This is a genomic window from Pseudomonas sp. LBUM1641, from assembly GCF_059716235.1.
On record NZ_CP166815.1, the window covers coordinates 2,393,390 to 2,408,977 of the forward strand.

Consider the following 15,588-nt stretch of genomic DNA (forward strand, 5'->3'; position numbering starts at 1 on the left):
GCTCCAGCTACTGTTAGAAATAGACCAACGCTTCCACCGTTCCAGTCAGTTGACTGCGCGCATCACCCTGACCGAATGGATGGGCATCGTCGCGGCCGTTGAACCAGTCGTAGCGCAGCTCCGGACGCAATGAAAGGTATTTGTTGAAGTCGTAGCGCAAGCCCGCTGTCAGGGCATTGAACGCGCCTCGGGACGTGGACGAGGGGAACAATACGAAACCGTCTGGGTCATCGAAATGCTCCGCCCGCACAGAGAACGACAAGTCCTTACGTTGCTGATAAGTCAATACAGCGTTGGCTCCCCACCAATGTGCACCCTCAAAACCGGGCCCACTGATAACGTCGACCGTCGATTTTTTTCCGTCACCCGCCTGATGGCCGTAAACCACTTCTGCACCCATCGACCACTTCTCATCAAACTGATGCCAGCCATTGAGCGAGTGCTGCTGCTTGAACTGGCTATTTTCAGAGATCACCCGGCCACGCGGTGTTTGCACATCATTGCTGTCGCTCTGCGAGTCACCGACCAAAAACTCATAGTCGATCCAGGTTTTCATATCTGGCGTACGCCAACGCAACGCTCCCAGTATTGCCTTGGTGTCGTTGTTATCGCGCAAGTTGCCTTGACCCTGGATCACTCCTAGCTCAACACCGAGCAACATGCTTTGGTTGTTGACCAGGCGCTTGCCGAGCAGAAAGCCCGATACGGGGCCAGACTGGGTCATGAAGGCATAGGAACGACTGGCAAACGGGTTGCGCGCGGCACGCACGTTAGGCGGGACTTCATACCCAAGTCCTGAGCCGAAAATGCCGGCGATTGCGGTGAAGCCCCCGGCGTACGGCAGGTAGGCCGTCGCGGCTATGTTGGGTACCGCAAGAAAGTTCTGTTTATCGCGTCGAGCCTTGTCCGCATCGTCATCGCCCGGGGAGTTGATGCCCCAATGCATGTCCCATCCATATGTGCGGGCCTGTTGCGCGTTGCGTCCATAGGCTGCTTCAAGGGTGAAACCGAAAGATGCTTCGGTGGGAGCTGGTCCCGGAAGCGGCGTTACGCGCGGAATAAAGTTTGCCTTCAGGGCCTTGTCTGCAAACAGGTGAAGGGTGGCGAGTTCGAAGCCCTCATCGGACAGACCGCCAATAGGGGTGTTGGTTTGCCCTGACTTGCGATCATCTTGGGATGAGTTGTTGTTGTGCGAGTAACCGGCGTCCAGCAGTCCAGATATCTTGATGCCGTAATCGCGTTCCAGCGAGTCGCCGAAAATGCTACGAAACACGGTGCCTTCGCCGACGTCGGCAAGACAGTGGCTTGTTGAAAATGCGAGCAGAACCGCACCAAACGATTTGATGTTGATGTTCTTCATGAGTTTTCTCTTATTTTTATTGGGGAGGCGGCCATCCACTAGCCGCTAGTTGCGACCGTCAGTTGGTGGCGGGTATTCCCACTACACGGTTCAAGCGCCAGAAGCTGAGGATTCCCAGCGCCGCGATGCCAGCGGGAATGGCGGCTGACACCAGCAGATCACTCGTTGACCACTGTAAGTGCAGCAATGTGGCTCCGATGAAAGGTCCACAGATGCCGCCCAGGCGACCGATACCAAGCGTCCAGCCAGTACCGGTGGCGCGCAACGCGGTCGGATAAAAAGTGGCGGTCATGGCGTTCAACGCCGCCTGACCGCCGAGGATGCCAAAGCCTGCGACAGCGATTGTCAGGTAAGCAAGATTGATCGAAGCGTAGAAATGACTGAACAAAAGGATGGCGATGACAGACACGATAAACGTGGGCACCAGCACGACGCCGAAACCACGACGGTCGACAAACCAGCCCAGCAACCAGCCGCCCGCCAAGCCGCCCACCCACATAGATGTACCGGCAAGCACCGCTTGCGACGGGGTATGGCCTGCGCCGCTCATCAGTACCGGCGTCCATGAGGCTAGAAAGTAAACGCAGAGCATGTTCATAAAGTTGATCAGCCACAACAACAGCGTGCCCGGCAGCCGACCATCGGTGAACAACAGAGAGAACGACAGGCCTTTCTTGCGCGGTTCACCGATCACCAGGACAGTCTGTGGGTCGATCTGCAGGCTAGGCTCGATGCGTTTGAGGATGGTCCTGACACGGTCAAGCTGGCGTGCACGCAGTACGCACCATTGCAGTGATTCGGGTAGGGCGAAAAACATCAGCACACCCAAGCAGAGTGGTGCGATGGCACCCATGTAGAACACCGCTTGCCAGCCATACTGTGGAATCAGCGCGGCCGCTATAGCGCCGCCGACCAGGCCACCGAATACCATGCCCGATGACACCAGCGTCAACAGCATTACACGGTTGTGCCGTGGTGCAAATTCCGTTACCAGAGTGGCGACGTTCGGCACAATGGCACCCATTGCGATACCAGTGAAAAACCGCAGCGTCATAAGGCTATCCACTGTCGTCGCGTGGGCGGTGAAAAACATCAAAACCGCCATGACCAGCGAGGCCGCGACCAGCACTGGCCGTCGACCCACTCGGTCAGCCACCGAGCCCAGCGCAAGCGATCCGATCAACATGCCGAGCATACTGATGCTGAACACCGGACCCAGGCTGGCTTTGGGAATGCCCCAGTCTGCGATGAGGCTGGGCGCGGTATAGGCCATGGCTTGGATATCGAAGCCATCGACGACCATACACAGGAAGCATTGAACGAGCACAAGTAGCTGAAAGACGCCCAAACGGCTTCTATCGACGATCGTGCAGATGTCGAGTTGATTGTTCACAAGCGAATACCTCTGTTGTAATTATTTTCGGTAATAGCAGTGTTCGGTTTGCAATGTCAGAACAAGTAAACGGTGAGGATAAGATCCCGGTTGTAAAGGTTGGCGATGGTGAAATCTCAGTCAGCGAGCCATGCGCAAGCCTCGGCACGCATGCCTTGTTCAAGCTCGCTGCCACGGGTGGCAAATAGACGATTCAATGGAAAGCCGCTCTTATCCAAAAGATAGGCCAGCGGTGCGTATTCACGCGGATAACGCGTAACGATGTCACGATCAATCTCGACCAGGCCCTGTGGAAAAGTGAAGCTACCCATGTCATAGATGCTTTGGCGCTTGACCAGCTTCCACTGACCTTCGCGTTTTTCGGCCAGGTCATAAAAGCGGTTGTGCACGCTGCACCCCAGACCCAGCTTGATGTTGTCGGCAACGATCACCGCATTGGTTTCCACAATGGCTTTATCGCCTTTGAAAGTAACTACCGGTGTGCCGATCAGGTGTTTGGTGCGCAAGTCTGACTTGCTCATGCGCTTGGAGCCTTCGACAAACTCGGCGAAGGGCCCTTCAAACCAAGTGATTTCAATGATCCCATCAGGATGAGCGAGCTTGGCCAATTCATCCCATTGGCCCAAGTCGCGATGAATCCAGCCGGTGATCAGGTCGGTTATTTGAAAACGGTCTTCCAGGTAAGACTGCATGAGGTGTCCTTGGCAGATGACGGAATGTCGAAGTCAGCATCGTCCCCTGGACAGATAACTTCAAATAGATTGATATGAACAATCGATCATTAAATCTGATGAGGTGTACTGCATGGATCTGCGGCATTTACGTTATTTTTTAGCCGTTGCCGAGGAAGGCCATTTTGGACGTGCAGCCCAGCGCTTAAACATTGTCCAGTCCGCTCTGAGCATGCAAATCCGCTCTCTTGAGGACGAGCTCGGCGGGCCACTGTTCTTGCGTACAAGCCGTCGCGTAGAGCTTACAGAGGCTGGTGTCCTATTGCGTGCCGAAGCGCAACGCACCCTCGACCAGGCGGCGCACGCCCAACAAGTAGTGCAGCGCTCTCTGCGCGGGGAAATGGGCACAGTTCGGATTGGCTTTGCAGGCAATGCCGTATTTAGTGGAAGGTTAATGTCGGACGTTCGCGCATTTCGTACCGCGTACCCTGACGCGGAAGTCGTCCTCCGCGAGTTGGCGCCGCACCTGCAGGTCGAAGCCATTCAGAACGGGCAGCTTGATTTGGGTTATGCCCCGAGTCATGGCGGACAGGCCCTGGACAACGCACTGCTGTTTGAGTTGATTGGAACGTGGCCCTTGGTCGTTGCGATGCCCGAGGACCATCCGTTGGCGAATCAGCAGCCTTTGCACGTGCCGATGCTGGGGGCCGAGTCGTTGATCGTCTATGCCGCCCACGGCGCGGATGAACATATGCTTGCTGCGCTTCGTAAGGCGTTGGGGCGTGAGCCCAAGGTTCAGCGCACCACTAGCACCTTGAGTGTGCTGGCGTTGGTGGCTGCGGGAATGGGCGTAGCATTGGTGCCCGCGCCTTTGATACAAGTCATGATTCCAGGCTTGATCTATCGAACATTCGATGACGTCGAACCGCAAGCCGACCTGTTGCTCATCAGCCGCGTGAATGAAACTGCGGGTACGGCGAACGCGTTCCTGAAGGTTGCACGCCTAGGAGGAATGGCCACTGCGACCCATAGAAACGGGAACCGGTGACCATGTCCACGGTCGACGCTTTTCCGTCGCCGACATGGCCGCCGTCGCAGCGACCAGGTCATTCTCGACGCTTGAATTCCTGGCGGACATGGGATGCTGCTGTTTATCTGTACATGATCGGGATGCTGGTTTTTACGCAGGCGCTGGCGTCAGTGAGTATTTTTCAAGGGCAGTTGAACGCAAGCGCGTTCAACGAGCATTGATCCAGTGTTGTCAATCGACTCAAAGTCGGAAGAGTGCTTCTGCGTTTCCATGAGCAATCTTCTCGCGGTCAGCCTGGCTGATCGGAAGACTCTGCAAAAACTCACGTGCCCCGGTATTGGTGAGATAGGGGTAGTCGACGGCATAAATGATGCGATCGGCGCCCATCACTTTGTGGATGAATTCAAAGTGCGGCAAGTTGAGCATGCCGCTTGGCGTCACATACACATGCTCTTTGTAGGTTTGCGAAATGATGCGCGACAACCCCGTAGCCTCCTGAGGTATCGTGTCATCCATGCGCTGTAGATAGAAAGGCACCATCTCGCCCCAATGGCCGCTGATCACCTGCAGCTTGGGGAATCTGTCGAACACGCCTGCCAGGATCATGCGAATAACCTGGATGCCAGCCTCGTGGTGCCAGCCCCAGCCGAAGAGCGACAGACGTGCGCTGACTTCCTTTTTCAACCCACCGTAGTAGGGCTGCTGCACTTGGGGAAGGACAAATCCCGGATGTGCATAGAGGGGCACTTCGAGTTGATTGAGCATCTTCAGGACGGGTTCGTAGCGCGGGTCATCAAGAAAAGTTTGCCCTGGACGGCCGGTCAGCAACGTGCCGACCATGCCCAGTTGAGTGACCGCACGCTCAAGCTCAAGCGCAGCGGCCTCCGGGTCCTGCCAAGGTAAAATGGCGAAGCCGCCGAAACGATTTGGATTTGCCCGAACTGCCTCGGCGAGCCGGTCGTTGGCGGCTCGCGTAAGCTCGATGGCTTGCGGGCCCTCGATGAGCTGCGGCGCATTGCTGTACGACACGACCTGCATGTCGATGCCGTTTTTATCCATCTCCGCCAACCGTGCGGCACCGAGGTCCGCGGCCAGCGTCATCGACGTCTTGGCGGCTTGCAGATGTGGCCTGTTGTCTTCAAAGTCGTTCGGCTTGTCAACCACGCCCGTCATCCAGTCAGCCATGTAGCCTGCTTCAATCGTTTGAGCTGAATGGCTGGCTTTGGCGATTGCGGGGTCGGTGGTGTGTTCCTCGATACAGATGATCTTCATGTGTGCGTTCCTGATAGTGGGCGCCTTAAACAGGCGCGCGAGCGGAAAGTTCTTGAATGATCTGGTGCAACTGATCTGCAAACGCCTGCGGATGGACACGGTATCCCAAATGGTTGCCCACGATTTCCACGCAGCGGCAGGGCAGCTGTCTGGCCAGTTCGCGCGCCGTTTGAGCGTAGAAGGCATCACCACTGTCCAGACCTACCGCGGTTACCATGGGGACGCCATTGTTGCGTAGCGCCTGAAGGTCGGGAACGAAGTTATTGATGTGGCGAAACTCGTGCGCCAAAAACCGATCATGGGTTGTACCCGCCTGGTCGCCGGGCGCGGCCGTGCTGGGACCGAAACCCACAAACGACGAAGCAAACAGTTTCATCGCAGGTCCGCTGCCCTCGGCAATGTAGGTGTCATAAACCTTGTCGAAGAACGTACGCCATTCGCCTGCCCCGGGTTCGGGCAAAAAGTTGGTGATAGGCGGTTCGTGGTCTACCAACCCACGCACAAGTTGGGGATGGTCTTCGGTCAGCTTGAGTGCGATGTTGGCGCCGGCACTGCTACCAAACACATAGGCTGGTCCAAGCCCCACCGCGTTCAGCACCGCTGCCGCGTCGCGCCCGGCCTGGGCCATATCCATTTCACCCAGGTGATCACCTGTGCTTCGCCCATCGGCGCGACGGTCGTATTTCACCACCGTGTAGCGGTCAGCGAGCTGTTTTGATAGCGGCGCAAACAGTTCGCTGTCGCCATTGCCGCCGGCCACCAGCAAAAGAATAGGGCCAGAGCCTTCGACATCGTAGGCAAGATCAGCGTCTTCACTGTGTACGACTTTCGATATGCTCATGCATTACTCCTGGTTAGGGTGATCAAAGAGTCAGGCTGCCAGCCAGCCGAAGCATCCCCCCGGCCGATTTCGTCGCTGAAAAATCGCTACTATTTACGTGTGCGTCGACAGTGGCGTTGGGGAGGATGGAGTTCATGGCTTTTTCTGTTATTGGGATTACTGGATGAGCTTCTGACAGAATAGTGACAAAGTCGTCAGGATGACGAAATCGATACTAATAGAAATATATTTTTTATCAAAGATATAAATTTAGTTCATCGCAGACGCGATTGGATGCGAAAAGGCATAACGCAGATGGAAACTATGGCAAAACAGATCAATGACCTGGGCATATCGCTGGATCACCGGAGCGTGACCGCTCAGCGCAAGCGCGATGCGATGCGCGCGCGGATATTGTCGGCGACCATGGATTTGCTGGAGGACCCTTCCAAGGTTTCCGTCACCATCGAAGACGTCGCGCGGGTGGCGAACATTTCCCGGGGCGCGTTCTACAAGCACTTTGCTTCGCTGGAGGAGGCTGTGGCTGCCATAGGCCAAGAAGCCACCGATGGCATGACGTTGCACATTCTGCCCGTGTACGACGTGCTGACCCACCCTGTGGAACGTATCAGCACGGCGATGCGTCTGTTTTTGCTTCGCGCACACACTGACCGTCGTTGGGCGGCGTTTTTCATCCGGGCGGATCTGGTGCAGGACCAATCGATCCTGCTGAAGTACGTATTGGCCGACCTGCAGGCGGGTCGCGACGCAGGGCTACTTGACCTGCCGTCGATGCAGGCCGGTGTAGACGCTTTGATTGGCGCGACCCTGGAAGGGGTGCGGAGCATGAACCAACATAAGGTCGACGACCCGCAGGCTTACATCGACGCCGTCATCCTGATGGTGCTGCGCGGGTTCGGCGTGGAGAACATGCCGGCGTATGAGGCCGTGGCGTTTTCCCGGGCCTACCTGCAAGCACGAGCTCAGGCAGACTGAATCCTCAATCGTGCCAGCAGCGATACCAGCCGTTTTTCTCGCTGATGTGCAACGGGGTCTGGTAGAGGTTCGAAAGGTGTGCGCTGGTCAATAGTTCGGTTTTGGGACCGTCGGCCACAATCCGCCCCTGCTTGATCAACACCACGCGCTCGATTTCCGGAATGATCTCGTCAACGTGGTGGGTGGTGATGAGCAACGACCGACCCTCACCGCAAAAACTTCGCAGCAGCGTTAACATGGCCAGGCTCGCGCCCATGTCGAGGCCGTTGGCCGGCTCATCGAAGATCAGCGCCTGGGGCTGATGCACCAGTGCTCGGGCCAGCAACAGGCGCCTTTTCTGCCCGGTGGAAAGACGCTGGAACATGCAGGATTCATCTTGCGAAATCCCGAGGCTAGCCATCATTACACGTGCCTGCTCGAGCTGGAGCTCGGTCGGTTGCAGGTGTTCATGACTGCCAATGGCACCGAAAAAGCCTGAAACCACAACGTCCAGTGCGCGGGTGTAGGGCGTATAGTCCTCCTGTAGGTCCTGGGACACGAAGCCGATCCTGTTGCGCAGTTGCCATAGGTTCAGAGTCTCGCTGCCGAACAGCTTCAGGTAGCTGCCGTCCTGAGCGACGGGATAGAGTTCCCTGTTGATCAGTTTCAGCAGAGTGCTTTTACCCGCGCCGTTGGGGCCCAGGATTGCCACGCGCTCGTGCTGCTCAATCTTCAACGACAATCGATTGAGCACTCGTGTCTGTTGCTGGTACGCGGTGACTTGGTGGAATTCGATCATGTATAAACCTCGCGCAAAGAATGCTGAGCACCTGAGCTAGCGGCGAAACCTGTTGATGTGTTTGCGCAGTCCCGTGGCCAGGAACGACAGTTCTTCGCTGGTCATCTGCTGTTCGTTTTCAGCGGCCTGGTAATAATGCTTCAGATACAAATCCAGCGGTTGACCTGAATCCCGTAATCCTTTTCCTGTGTGTCTCCAAACAGGTTTCGAAATAGTGTGCCTTCACTCGTTTCAGGGGGCTCGGCTGCGTGCGTGTTGAGCCTTGAGAACGCGGCCAGAACCGCACCAAGCGTTTTCACCTTGATGTTGATCAATATCTATCTCTTGTTTTTTTGTCAGAGTTTTAGAGAGAGGGGCGTCCATGCCACCGGAAAATCCTGTCAGGCGTGGCGGGCCTTTCCACCCGTAACGGCGTGGGGTTGGCTGCTTTGTTGCAATTGCTCTCGCAGGGAGTTGAGCAATTTGGGTAACGCTGACAGCTCTGCAACGCCGCCATAGCAGTAGTAGTCGGGGCGCACGATAAGAGCTATGAGTCCGGCCTCGGCCATGAAACGCAAGTATTTGCCAGAGACGTCGCGATAGATGCCTTTGCTGCTGTCAGCCGTTTCCGCGAGTCGAACGACTTTCAGATCGTAGTCATGGATGAAGCTCTGCTGTTCAGGCGTGAGCGATGCCAGAGGATCCTGGTCACCTCGGACGAGCAGGTGGAAACCACGGCCAATGACATCATCGTAACGTCCGACCTTACCGCCGATTTCAATCGAGCCGTGTACCCCGAGAATGCCGCGCAATTGTCCACCTTCCTGTAAAAGCCCATCGGTCAAACCGGGGAAAGGCGGCAATGGTGCGACATTGCCGCTCAAATACGCAGCGTCACGCTCGGCGGCTTTCACCGGGTCTGACACGCACACCACTTTGCCCATGGCCATCGAGGCTTCGATCACCGCACGGATCTGCGGTTTGCGTTCCAGTGTGTAGCTGTCCAGCAGGACGTTGTCGGCCAGGCCGCGCAGCAGCAGGTCCAAGCGCCAGGACAGATTCCATGCGTCGCGAATGCCCGAGCACATGCCTTGGCCCATGAACGGCGGCATCACGTGGGCCGCGTCGCCGGCCAGCAGCACCCGGCCGCTGTGCCAGTTCGAGGCAATGCGTGAACGGAACTGATAGACCGCGTGGCGCACCAGGTCAGCGGTGTCCGGCGTCACCCAGCGCGCCAGCAACGACCAGACCTTGTCGGTGTCTTGCAAGTCTTCGATGGTTTCATGGGCCAGGCGCATGAACTCCCAGCGGCGATAACCGGGGCCGCCAGGGACCATGGTGGTTGGTCGTTCAGGGTTGCACCATTGGCCGATGTCCGGCACATCCAGTTGCACACCGGGCTTGGGTTGCAAGTCGACCACCAGCCAGTCTTCCTGGAAGCCCAAATCCTGCCATTCAATGCCCAGCGACTGGCGCACGAAGCTGTTAGCGCCGTCGGCACCGATCGCGTAACGAGCGCGGACGCTTTGCTGCTCTTCGCCCAGTGAGAATTTGCCGTCTTGGCGAATCACTCGATTGAGCACCATGTCGCAGCCATCGGCGTCCTGCTTGAGCGCAGTTGCTTCCCAGCCCTGATGGACCTGCACCTTGCCGATGCTCTTGGCCTTGCGGTCCAGCGCGGCTTCCAGCGATGGCTGGTTGAACAGGTAGCCGAACGGTCCGTCGCTGATGGATTCGGCCGACCAGTCGATTTCGACCAACACTTTCCAGTCGGCATTGAACCACTGGTAGCGTGCCGACGGCTGGGAGATTTTTTCCAGCTCTTCTCCCAACCCCATGGAAAGGAAAATGCGGCGGATTTCATGATCGTAAAACACGGCGCGCGGCAGTGGATAAAGCGCGGGCCAGCGTTCGAATACGGCGACTGAATAACCCATTTGGCCCAATAGAATGGCAAGGGTCTGGCCCACGGGGCCGTAACCGGCAATCGCGACATCGACTGTAGTGTGCTGGTTCATGATCTGTGCCTCGGGTACTTCACAATGATTTCCGGACATGGCCGGGCCTGTTGTGCGAATCAGGGAGGCTCGCGCAATTCAGGAATTCCAGTTTTTTTGCCAATAAGCGGCAGACGACTCAGGCAGGCGCCGGGGTATCCGCTTCAGTGTTGAAAATGAAGTTGTCCGGCACTTCCGGGCCCCAGAGGTACAGTGAGTTTTCCGGGGCATAATCGCCGGCAGGCCATTCGCTGCCTTCGCAGATGTAGTCCATGTCTGCCGAGTACTCGCAGAACGAACCCCACGGATCCTGCACGTAATGAAAGTAGTTGGAACCCAGGCAATGACGGCCCGTGCCCCAGCCTTTCACGTGTCCCGCCGCCGCCATCTGCGAAGCGCCCGCGCCGACTTCATCAATGCTGTCGACTTCCCACGCAGCGTGGTGCCAGCCCTTGGCGCTGCTCTTGGCGAACGCCACCAGATGATGGTCGCAACCGTGGGCGGCATGACTGAAGGCGATAATGTCCATCGACTTGTCGGAGAGCTTCAAACCCAGGGCTTGTTGGTAAAAGTGCAGCGCGCGAAGTACATCGGGGGTAAACAACAGGACATGGGACAAGCGACGAGGGCGGACCTGCGCCATGGCGTCTCGTGTCGTCGCTCCGCGGCTGTTGGACGGGGTGATGCTGCTGTGGTGGTCGGACTTTTGGTCTGGCATGGTCTTTTCGCCGACCTTCACCTGCAACAGGTTGCCATCCGGGTCGCGAAACCAGATTCCGGCTTCGGGACGATCTTCGAAAAGCCCTCCCGCGGTTTTAATCTGCTGGCGCAAGGCAGCGTAATCCTGCTCGTAGCAGTTGAAGCTCAGATAGGCGAGGGCCTTTGAGGCTGCAGGGAAAATTTTCGCCCAGACATGGCCGTCAGCTGCTCGCAGGAAAAGCTGGTTCTGTTCACGGAGAACGTCGAGGCCAAAGCTTTCGAAGAACTGGCAGGCTTCGTCCAGTGAAGGGACGTTCAACGCGTAATGATCGATTGAATGCACACCATGGGACACGCTCATGATTGCCTCCATTTAATTATTTTTGTAGTGGGGCGCAGGGCATGGTCGGCCCCGCGCCAAGTGTGCAGCTGTGTCTATGATCAGACTTCGTCGACGACAGGGTTGACCAGTTTGCCAATGCCCTCGATCGATACTTCGACCACATCGCCTGCTTTCAGATAAACCTTGGGATTCATGCCAAAACCAACGCCAGCCGGGGTGCCACTGACAATCACGTCGCCAGCTTCGAGAGTAACCGCTTCACTCAGCGTAGAAATGATGGTGGCTACATCGAACAGCATGTCGTTGGTATTGGCAGACTGTACGACTTTGCCGTTGACACGCGTTTCCAGCAACAAGCCTTTGCCACCCGCAGGCAACTCATCTGCGGTCACTAAAACCGGCCCGAATGCACCCGTGTCATCGAAGTTTTTACCGACGGTCCACTGCGGTGAGATGAACTGGTAATCGCGTACCGAACCTTCGTTGAACAGCGCATAACCGGCGACGTGATCGAGTGCGTCTTCCTTGCGGATATGGCGGCCGCCGCTTTTGAGAACTACAGCCATTTCACCTTCGTAGTCGAGGGTGTCGGAGATGCGCGGACGGATCAGCGGTTTGTTATGGGCTGTCAGGCTGGAGTTCCAGCGAGGGAACAGGGTGGGGTAGGTCGGTTGAGCGTAAGGTGACTCTTTGGTGTGGTCGGCGTAGTTCAGGCCGACGCAAACGATTTTGGTTGGACGCTCCATCAATGGCAGGTAAGCGTCTTCGGCGATTTCGACGATAGCGCCATCGGCACCTTGGGCATGAGTGGTCAGATCGACACCTCGCGCCAACAACGACTCAAGCGTTTCGGTTCCTAATACGCGTACGCCATCGGCAGTGACGACACCTAGAACAGGTTGACCTTGATTGAGGAATCGAACGTAGCGCATGACGGTTTCTCTTGTTGGAGTGGAAAGGGCCGGTGGATTGGGCAGCCGACCGCGTAGCCATCAAGCTAGGGCTTATAAAATATACCGTCAATAAAAAAATATATATTTTATAAAATATGAGAAATTTTTAAGCCCGTGTATGATCCATGCAGACAGCCTAAAAAGGAGTCGAGCGTGAATTCCCCACAGATTAACTGGCAATCCGCGGAGCCCGAAAAGCGCACGATGGCCTCGCAACTCGAAGCCAGGATTCGCCAGGACATCATCAATGGCCAATTGGTCCCGGGCAGTCGCCTGCGCCTTAAGGATCTGGCCGAGGCTTACGACGTTGGCGTAATTCCGCTGCGCGAAGCCTTGTCGCGCCTAGCCAGTAGCGGTTTCGTCTCGGCAGCGGATCAGAAGGGTTTCAGTGTCGGTCGGATCTCGGCAGCAGAAATCGCTGACATCACTGCCGCGCGTTTGCATATTGAATGCAAAGTGCTGGCCGATTCCATTCGTCAGGGCGATGTCGAATGGGAGAGCCGTGTGCTGGCCGCCCACCACCGGCTGGGTCGTCTGACCATTGTCGAAGGCCCGGAGCGACTCCTCAAGCCCGAATGGGAAAACGCACACGAAGTGTTCCATCAGGCACTGATTTCAAGCTGTAATTCCCCGACGCTGCTACGCCTTTGCACATCCCTGCGCGACCAGACTGCGCGTTATCGTTTTCTCTCGATGCACTATCCCGAGAGTCATGGGCGGGATGTGTCTGACGAACACCGGCAGTTAATGGAGGCAGCGCTGGCCAAGGACATCGACAGAGCCTGTCAATTGCTCGCTAGCCACTATCAAACCACCACCGATTCGGTGCTCAGGCACGCTTCGCTGGCTCAGGTCTGATAGTGCTCGACCAAGGGTTGAATCAACTTCTCTACAGCACTGGGTACATATTTGAGGTCGGTGTCCGTCAGGTTGAGCAGCCACCCGTAGATTGACCCCCGTCAGCAACGCGTTGACCGACGTTGCAATCAGGGGAATGCTGCGGCAAGCCCTGCCATCCACAGTTCCCTGAACTACAAACTAAGTGCTGCGTTTGGGCATAACCGCGGCGACTGAGACCATCCCAGCAGCGTCAAGCAGCAGGCCGTGGGTGATCGCAACGTCCTCTTTACGTTTTCTGGCCATCTTGGTTTCTCATCAATATTCGCCCGCCAGCCTGGAAATTGAGGCTTTGCAGGCTTGTAGTGCATGGCGAAATTCCTCCGCGCGCATCTGAAAGCGTGAAGTGGGCGCAACCACTGCGACGGCATGGGGCCCCATGAAGGTCGGAATCAGAATGCTGCAAGCACTGATACCGATGGTGTGTTCCTCCTGGTCGATAGCGAAGCCACTGGCACGTATCTGCACCATCTCGTTGAGCAGGGATTTGACGCTTTGGGTTGCCTTAGTGAGTTTTTCCGGTGATTCACCCAGCACGTCCAGAATCTGTTCGTCACTCAGTGTTGACAGCAAGACCTTGCCATCAGCGGTCGCATGCATCGGCATTGAGCGGCCCATGGGGAACACCACGCGCAATTCGTGCTCAGCAATGACCCGTGCAATTACGTTGGTTTGCTGTCCGCTGATGCATGAAAGCGTGACGCTCTCATTGAGCTCCTGTGACAGCTCCTCAAGCGACTTGCGAGCGATCGAGATGATGTCGGTGTGGGTTTGATGTATCAGTTGAGCCAACGCCGGCCCCAGGCGAAAACCGGTACCGGGTCGAATCGGCTCAACCATAGCCTCAGTCTCGAGGGCGGCAACAATCCGCTGCACTGTAGAGCGAGCCAGCCCTACTTCCTGGGCAATCGCCCCAAGGCTTAAACCGCCCGGATGGCTGCCCAGCACGCGCATCACTGAGCAGGCACGGGCGATGACCTGAATTCCGCCACTGCGACTTTCGTCGTTCTCTATTTTTTCTTTTGAATTACTCATGTCCTTCCTCGCCACCGGGATTTCTAGGGTATGGGCTGAAATAAGGCAGCAGTTTACAGGTCAGGGCACGCTGTACCGCAATATGGTTACTTGCACCACCGACATGGATCGCATTACGATACATCGAATCGTTATACGGGTCACTGCTGAATGGCCAGTTAACTCTCGATGGCCAATCCGCTGTCTGCCTGTTGCAAGGCAACGGCTTGGAAGCGTTTTCACAGGAGCAGCAAATGAACTTCACACCCACTTCGCGCCTTGGCTGCGCGCTGCCGCTGGCCGCGTTGATACTGGCGGGTTGCCAAGAGCCGCAGAACCTCAAGGTCCACAAGGCACCAGACGTCGGGGTCGTGACCCTCCAGAACGAAAATATTGTGCTGAGCAATGATCTCCCAGGGCGCACCAGTGCCTATCGCGTTGCCGAAGTCCGACCGCAGGTCAGCGGGATTATTCAGAAGCGTTTTTTCAACGAAGGTGCACAGGTCAGCAAAGGGCAGCCGCTCTATCAAATCGATCCAGCGAGCTATCAAGCAGCAGTCGAAAAGGCCCAGGCGAGCCTCGACACCACGCGCAGTCTGGCGCAGCGCTACAAGCGTCTGGTCGAGAGCAAGGCTATCAGTCGTCAGCAGTACGATGACGCCGACGCCAATTTCAAACAGGCCCAGGCGGAGCTGAAAATGGCGCGGATCAACCTTGAGTACACCCGGGTGCTGGCGCCGATCAGTGGACGGATCAGCCGTTCGAACATCACTGAAGGTGCGTTGGTAACCAACGGCCAGGCCGGCGCGCTGGCGTCAATCAATCAACTCGATCCGATTTACGTCGACGTTACGCAAGCGTCCGCCGACATGCTCAAGCTGCGGCGCGAAATGGCGTCGGGTCAACTGACCATGGCCGAGCCGAATCAGGTCCAGGTCAGGCTGACACTTGAAGATGGTTCGCCTTATGAACTGCCGGGAGCCTTGAAGTTCTCTGAAGTGACGGTTGACCCAAGCACCGGCGCGGTGACGTTGCGCGCAGCATTTCCCAACCCGGATGACGTATTGCTGCCGGGCATGTTCGTTCACGCTCGTCTCACCGAGGGCGTTCGCCAACAGGCGATCCTGGTGCCGCAACAAGGCATTACCCGCGATCTGAAAGGTCAGGCCACCGCGTTGGTGGTCGGCCCTGACAACAAGGCGCAACTGCGTGAGGTCAAGACCCTGCGCACCATGGGCAACAAATGGTTGATTGAGTCTGGCCTGAAGGCTGGTGACAGGGTCATTACCGAAGGCGTGCAACTGGCCAAGCCGGGCCTGCTCCTGAATCCGGTGCCGGCGAAAAACCTCGATGCTAACCCCGCTGTGGTCAGCGCTTCCGAATAGC

16 protein-coding genes are annotated in these 15,588 nt (G+C 56.8%); 5 read left to right on the forward strand and 11 right to left on the reverse strand.

Features of this window, described 5'->3' with window-relative positions:
* Positions 1 to 13: 13 nt before the first annotated feature.
* From ACA046_RS11080 to ACA046_RS11090, 3 genes are all read right to left on the reverse strand, one after another.
* Positions 14 to 1,360, reverse strand: coding sequence for an outer membrane beta-barrel protein (locus ACA046_RS11080; RefSeq protein ID WP_497676473.1), 1,347 nt, complete (start codon positions 1,358 to 1,360; stop codon positions 14 to 16).
* 58 nt (positions 1,361 to 1,418) lie between these two features.
* Positions 1,419 to 2,753: an MFS transporter gene (locus tag ACA046_RS11085; RefSeq protein ID WP_497676474.1), complete on the reverse strand. Its 1,335-nt coding sequence runs from the start codon at positions 2,751 to 2,753 to the stop codon at positions 1,419 to 1,421.
* 116 nt (positions 2,754 to 2,869) lie between these two features.
* Positions 2,870 to 3,445: a nuclear transport factor 2 family protein gene (locus ACA046_RS11090; protein ID WP_497676475.1), complete on the reverse strand. Its 576-nt coding sequence runs from the start codon at positions 3,443 to 3,445 to the stop codon at positions 2,870 to 2,872.
* Positions 3,446 to 3,557: 112 nt separating this feature from the next.
* On the opposite strand from ACA046_RS11090, the gene ACA046_RS11095 reads away from it, so the two are divergent.
* Positions 3,558 to 4,472 (forward strand): LysR substrate-binding domain-containing protein, encoded by a 915-nt coding sequence (locus ACA046_RS11095; RefSeq protein WP_497676476.1) that lies wholly within the window; start codon positions 3,558 to 3,560, stop codon positions 4,470 to 4,472.
* A 2-nt stretch (positions 4,473 to 4,474) separates the two neighbouring features.
* Positions 4,475 to 4,675 carry a hypothetical protein gene (locus ACA046_RS11100; RefSeq protein ID WP_497676477.1) on the forward strand — a complete coding sequence of 67 codons (201 nt, stop codon included), beginning with the start codon at positions 4,475 to 4,477 and terminating at the stop codon, positions 4,673 to 4,675.
* Between the two features lie 19 nt (positions 4,676 to 4,694).
* On the opposite strand, the gene ACA046_RS11105 is transcribed toward ACA046_RS11100, so the two are convergent.
* Both ACA046_RS11105 and ACA046_RS11110 read right to left on the reverse strand, forming a co-directional pair.
* Positions 4,695 to 5,726, reverse strand: coding sequence for an amidohydrolase family protein (locus ACA046_RS11105; protein WP_497676478.1), 1,032 nt, complete (start codon positions 5,724 to 5,726; stop codon positions 4,695 to 4,697).
* A gap of 25 nt (positions 5,727 to 5,751) precedes the next feature.
* The gene (locus ACA046_RS11110) at positions 5,752 to 6,567 is read right to left on the reverse strand and encodes an alpha/beta fold hydrolase (protein ID WP_497676479.1); all 816 of its coding nucleotides are present in this window, start codon (positions 6,565 to 6,567) and stop codon (positions 5,752 to 5,754) included.
* Positions 6,568 to 6,861: 294 nt separating this feature from the next.
* Between ACA046_RS11110 and ACA046_RS11115 the strand changes: the two genes are divergently transcribed.
* Positions 6,862 to 7,542, forward strand: a complete 681-nt coding sequence (locus ACA046_RS11115) for a TetR/AcrR family transcriptional regulator (RefSeq protein WP_497676480.1) — start codon at positions 6,862 to 6,864, stop codon at positions 7,540 to 7,542.
* A 4-nt stretch (positions 7,543 to 7,546) separates the two neighbouring features.
* Here the strand turns inward: ACA046_RS11115 and ACA046_RS11120 are convergent, their stop codons facing one another.
* The 5 genes from ACA046_RS11120 to ACA046_RS11140 form a co-directional block, all read right to left on the reverse strand.
* Complete coding sequence (locus ACA046_RS11120; protein WP_497676481.1) at positions 7,547 to 8,320, reverse strand: ABC transporter ATP-binding protein; 774 nt, start codon at positions 8,318 to 8,320, stop codon at positions 7,547 to 7,549.
* Positions 8,321 to 8,460: 140 nt separating this feature from the next.
* The gene (locus tag ACA046_RS11125) at positions 8,461 to 8,634 is read right to left on the reverse strand and encodes a hypothetical protein (protein ID WP_497676482.1); all 174 of its coding nucleotides are present in this window, start codon (positions 8,632 to 8,634) and stop codon (positions 8,461 to 8,463) included.
* A 66-nt stretch (positions 8,635 to 8,700) separates the two neighbouring features.
* Positions 8,701 to 10,317, reverse strand: a complete 1,617-nt coding sequence (gene mhpA / locus ACA046_RS11130) for a bifunctional 3-(3-hydroxy-phenyl)propionate/3-hydroxycinnamic acid hydroxylase MhpA (RefSeq protein WP_497676483.1) — start codon at positions 10,315 to 10,317, stop codon at positions 8,701 to 8,703.
* A 118-nt stretch (positions 10,318 to 10,435) separates the two neighbouring features.
* Positions 10,436 to 11,356 carry a VOC family protein gene (locus tag ACA046_RS11135; protein WP_497676484.1) on the reverse strand — a complete coding sequence of 307 codons (921 nt, stop codon included), beginning with the start codon at positions 11,354 to 11,356 and terminating at the stop codon, positions 10,436 to 10,438.
* 80 nt (positions 11,357 to 11,436) lie between these two features.
* Positions 11,437 to 12,270, reverse strand: a complete 834-nt coding sequence (locus ACA046_RS11140; RefSeq protein WP_497676485.1) for a fumarylacetoacetate hydrolase family protein — start codon at positions 12,268 to 12,270, stop codon at positions 11,437 to 11,439.
* A 174-nt stretch (positions 12,271 to 12,444) separates the two neighbouring features.
* On the opposite strand from ACA046_RS11140, the gene ACA046_RS11145 reads away from it, so the two are divergent.
* Positions 12,445 to 13,149, forward strand: a complete 705-nt coding sequence (locus ACA046_RS11145) for a GntR family transcriptional regulator (protein ID WP_497676486.1) — start codon at positions 12,445 to 12,447, stop codon at positions 13,147 to 13,149.
* A gap of 297 nt (positions 13,150 to 13,446) precedes the next feature.
* Here ACA046_RS11145 and ACA046_RS11150 read toward each other — a convergent pair whose 3' ends face one another.
* Positions 13,447 to 14,223 carry an IclR family transcriptional regulator gene (locus ACA046_RS11150; protein ID WP_497676487.1) on the reverse strand — a complete coding sequence of 259 codons (777 nt, stop codon included), beginning with the start codon at positions 14,221 to 14,223 and terminating at the stop codon, positions 13,447 to 13,449.
* Positions 14,224 to 14,456: 233 nt separating this feature from the next.
* Here ACA046_RS11150 and ACA046_RS11155 point away from each other — a divergent pair, with 233 nt between their 5' ends.
* The gene (locus tag ACA046_RS11155; protein WP_497676488.1) at positions 14,457 to 15,587 is read left to right on the forward strand and encodes an efflux RND transporter periplasmic adaptor subunit; all 1,131 of its coding nucleotides are present in this window, start codon (positions 14,457 to 14,459) and stop codon (positions 15,585 to 15,587) included.
* Position 15,588 lies beyond the last annotated feature (1 nt).

Excerpts from the sequence above, each read along its gene's own strand:
- ACA046_RS11120 (WP_497676481.1), bottom strand. The coding sequence starts at position 8,320 with ATGATCGAATTCCACCAAGTCACCGCGTACCAGCAACAGACACGAGTG.
- ACA046_RS11100 (WP_497676477.1), top strand. The coding sequence starts at position 4,475 with ATGTCCACGGTCGACGCTTTTCCGTCGCCGACATGGCCGCCGTCGCAG.
- ACA046_RS11150 (WP_497676487.1), bottom strand. The coding sequence starts at position 14,223 with ATGAGTAATTCAAAAGAAAAAATAGAGAACGACGAAAGTCGCAGTGGC.
- ACA046_RS11140 (WP_497676485.1), bottom strand. The coding sequence starts at position 12,270 with ATGCGCTACGTTCGATTCCTCAATCAAGGTCAACCTGTTCTAGGTGTC.
- ACA046_RS11095 (WP_497676476.1), top strand. The coding sequence starts at position 3,558 with ATGGATCTGCGGCATTTACGTTATTTTTTAGCCGTTGCCGAGGAAGGC.
- mhpA (WP_497676483.1), bottom strand. The coding sequence starts at position 10,317 with ATGAACCAGCACACTACAGTCGATGTCGCGATTGCCGGTTACGGCCCC.
- ACA046_RS11105 (WP_497676478.1), bottom strand. The coding sequence starts at position 5,726 with ATGAAGATCATCTGTATCGAGGAACACACCACCGACCCCGCAATCGCC.
- ACA046_RS11080 (WP_497676473.1), bottom strand. The coding sequence starts at position 1,360 with ATGAAGAACATCAACATCAAATCGTTTGGTGCGGTTCTGCTCGCATTT.
- ACA046_RS11155 (WP_497676488.1), top strand. The coding sequence starts at position 14,457 with ATGAACTTCACACCCACTTCGCGCCTTGGCTGCGCGCTGCCGCTGGCC.
- ACA046_RS11115 (WP_497676480.1), top strand. The coding sequence starts at position 6,862 with ATGGAAACTATGGCAAAACAGATCAATGACCTGGGCATATCGCTGGAT.
- ACA046_RS11110 (WP_497676479.1), bottom strand. The coding sequence starts at position 6,567 with ATGAGCATATCGAAAGTCGTACACAGTGAAGACGCTGATCTTGCCTAC.
- ACA046_RS11090 (WP_497676475.1), bottom strand. The coding sequence starts at position 3,445 with ATGCAGTCTTACCTGGAAGACCGTTTTCAAATAACCGACCTGATCACC.
- ACA046_RS11135 (WP_497676484.1), bottom strand. The coding sequence starts at position 11,356 with ATGAGCGTGTCCCATGGTGTGCATTCAATCGATCATTACGCGTTGAAC.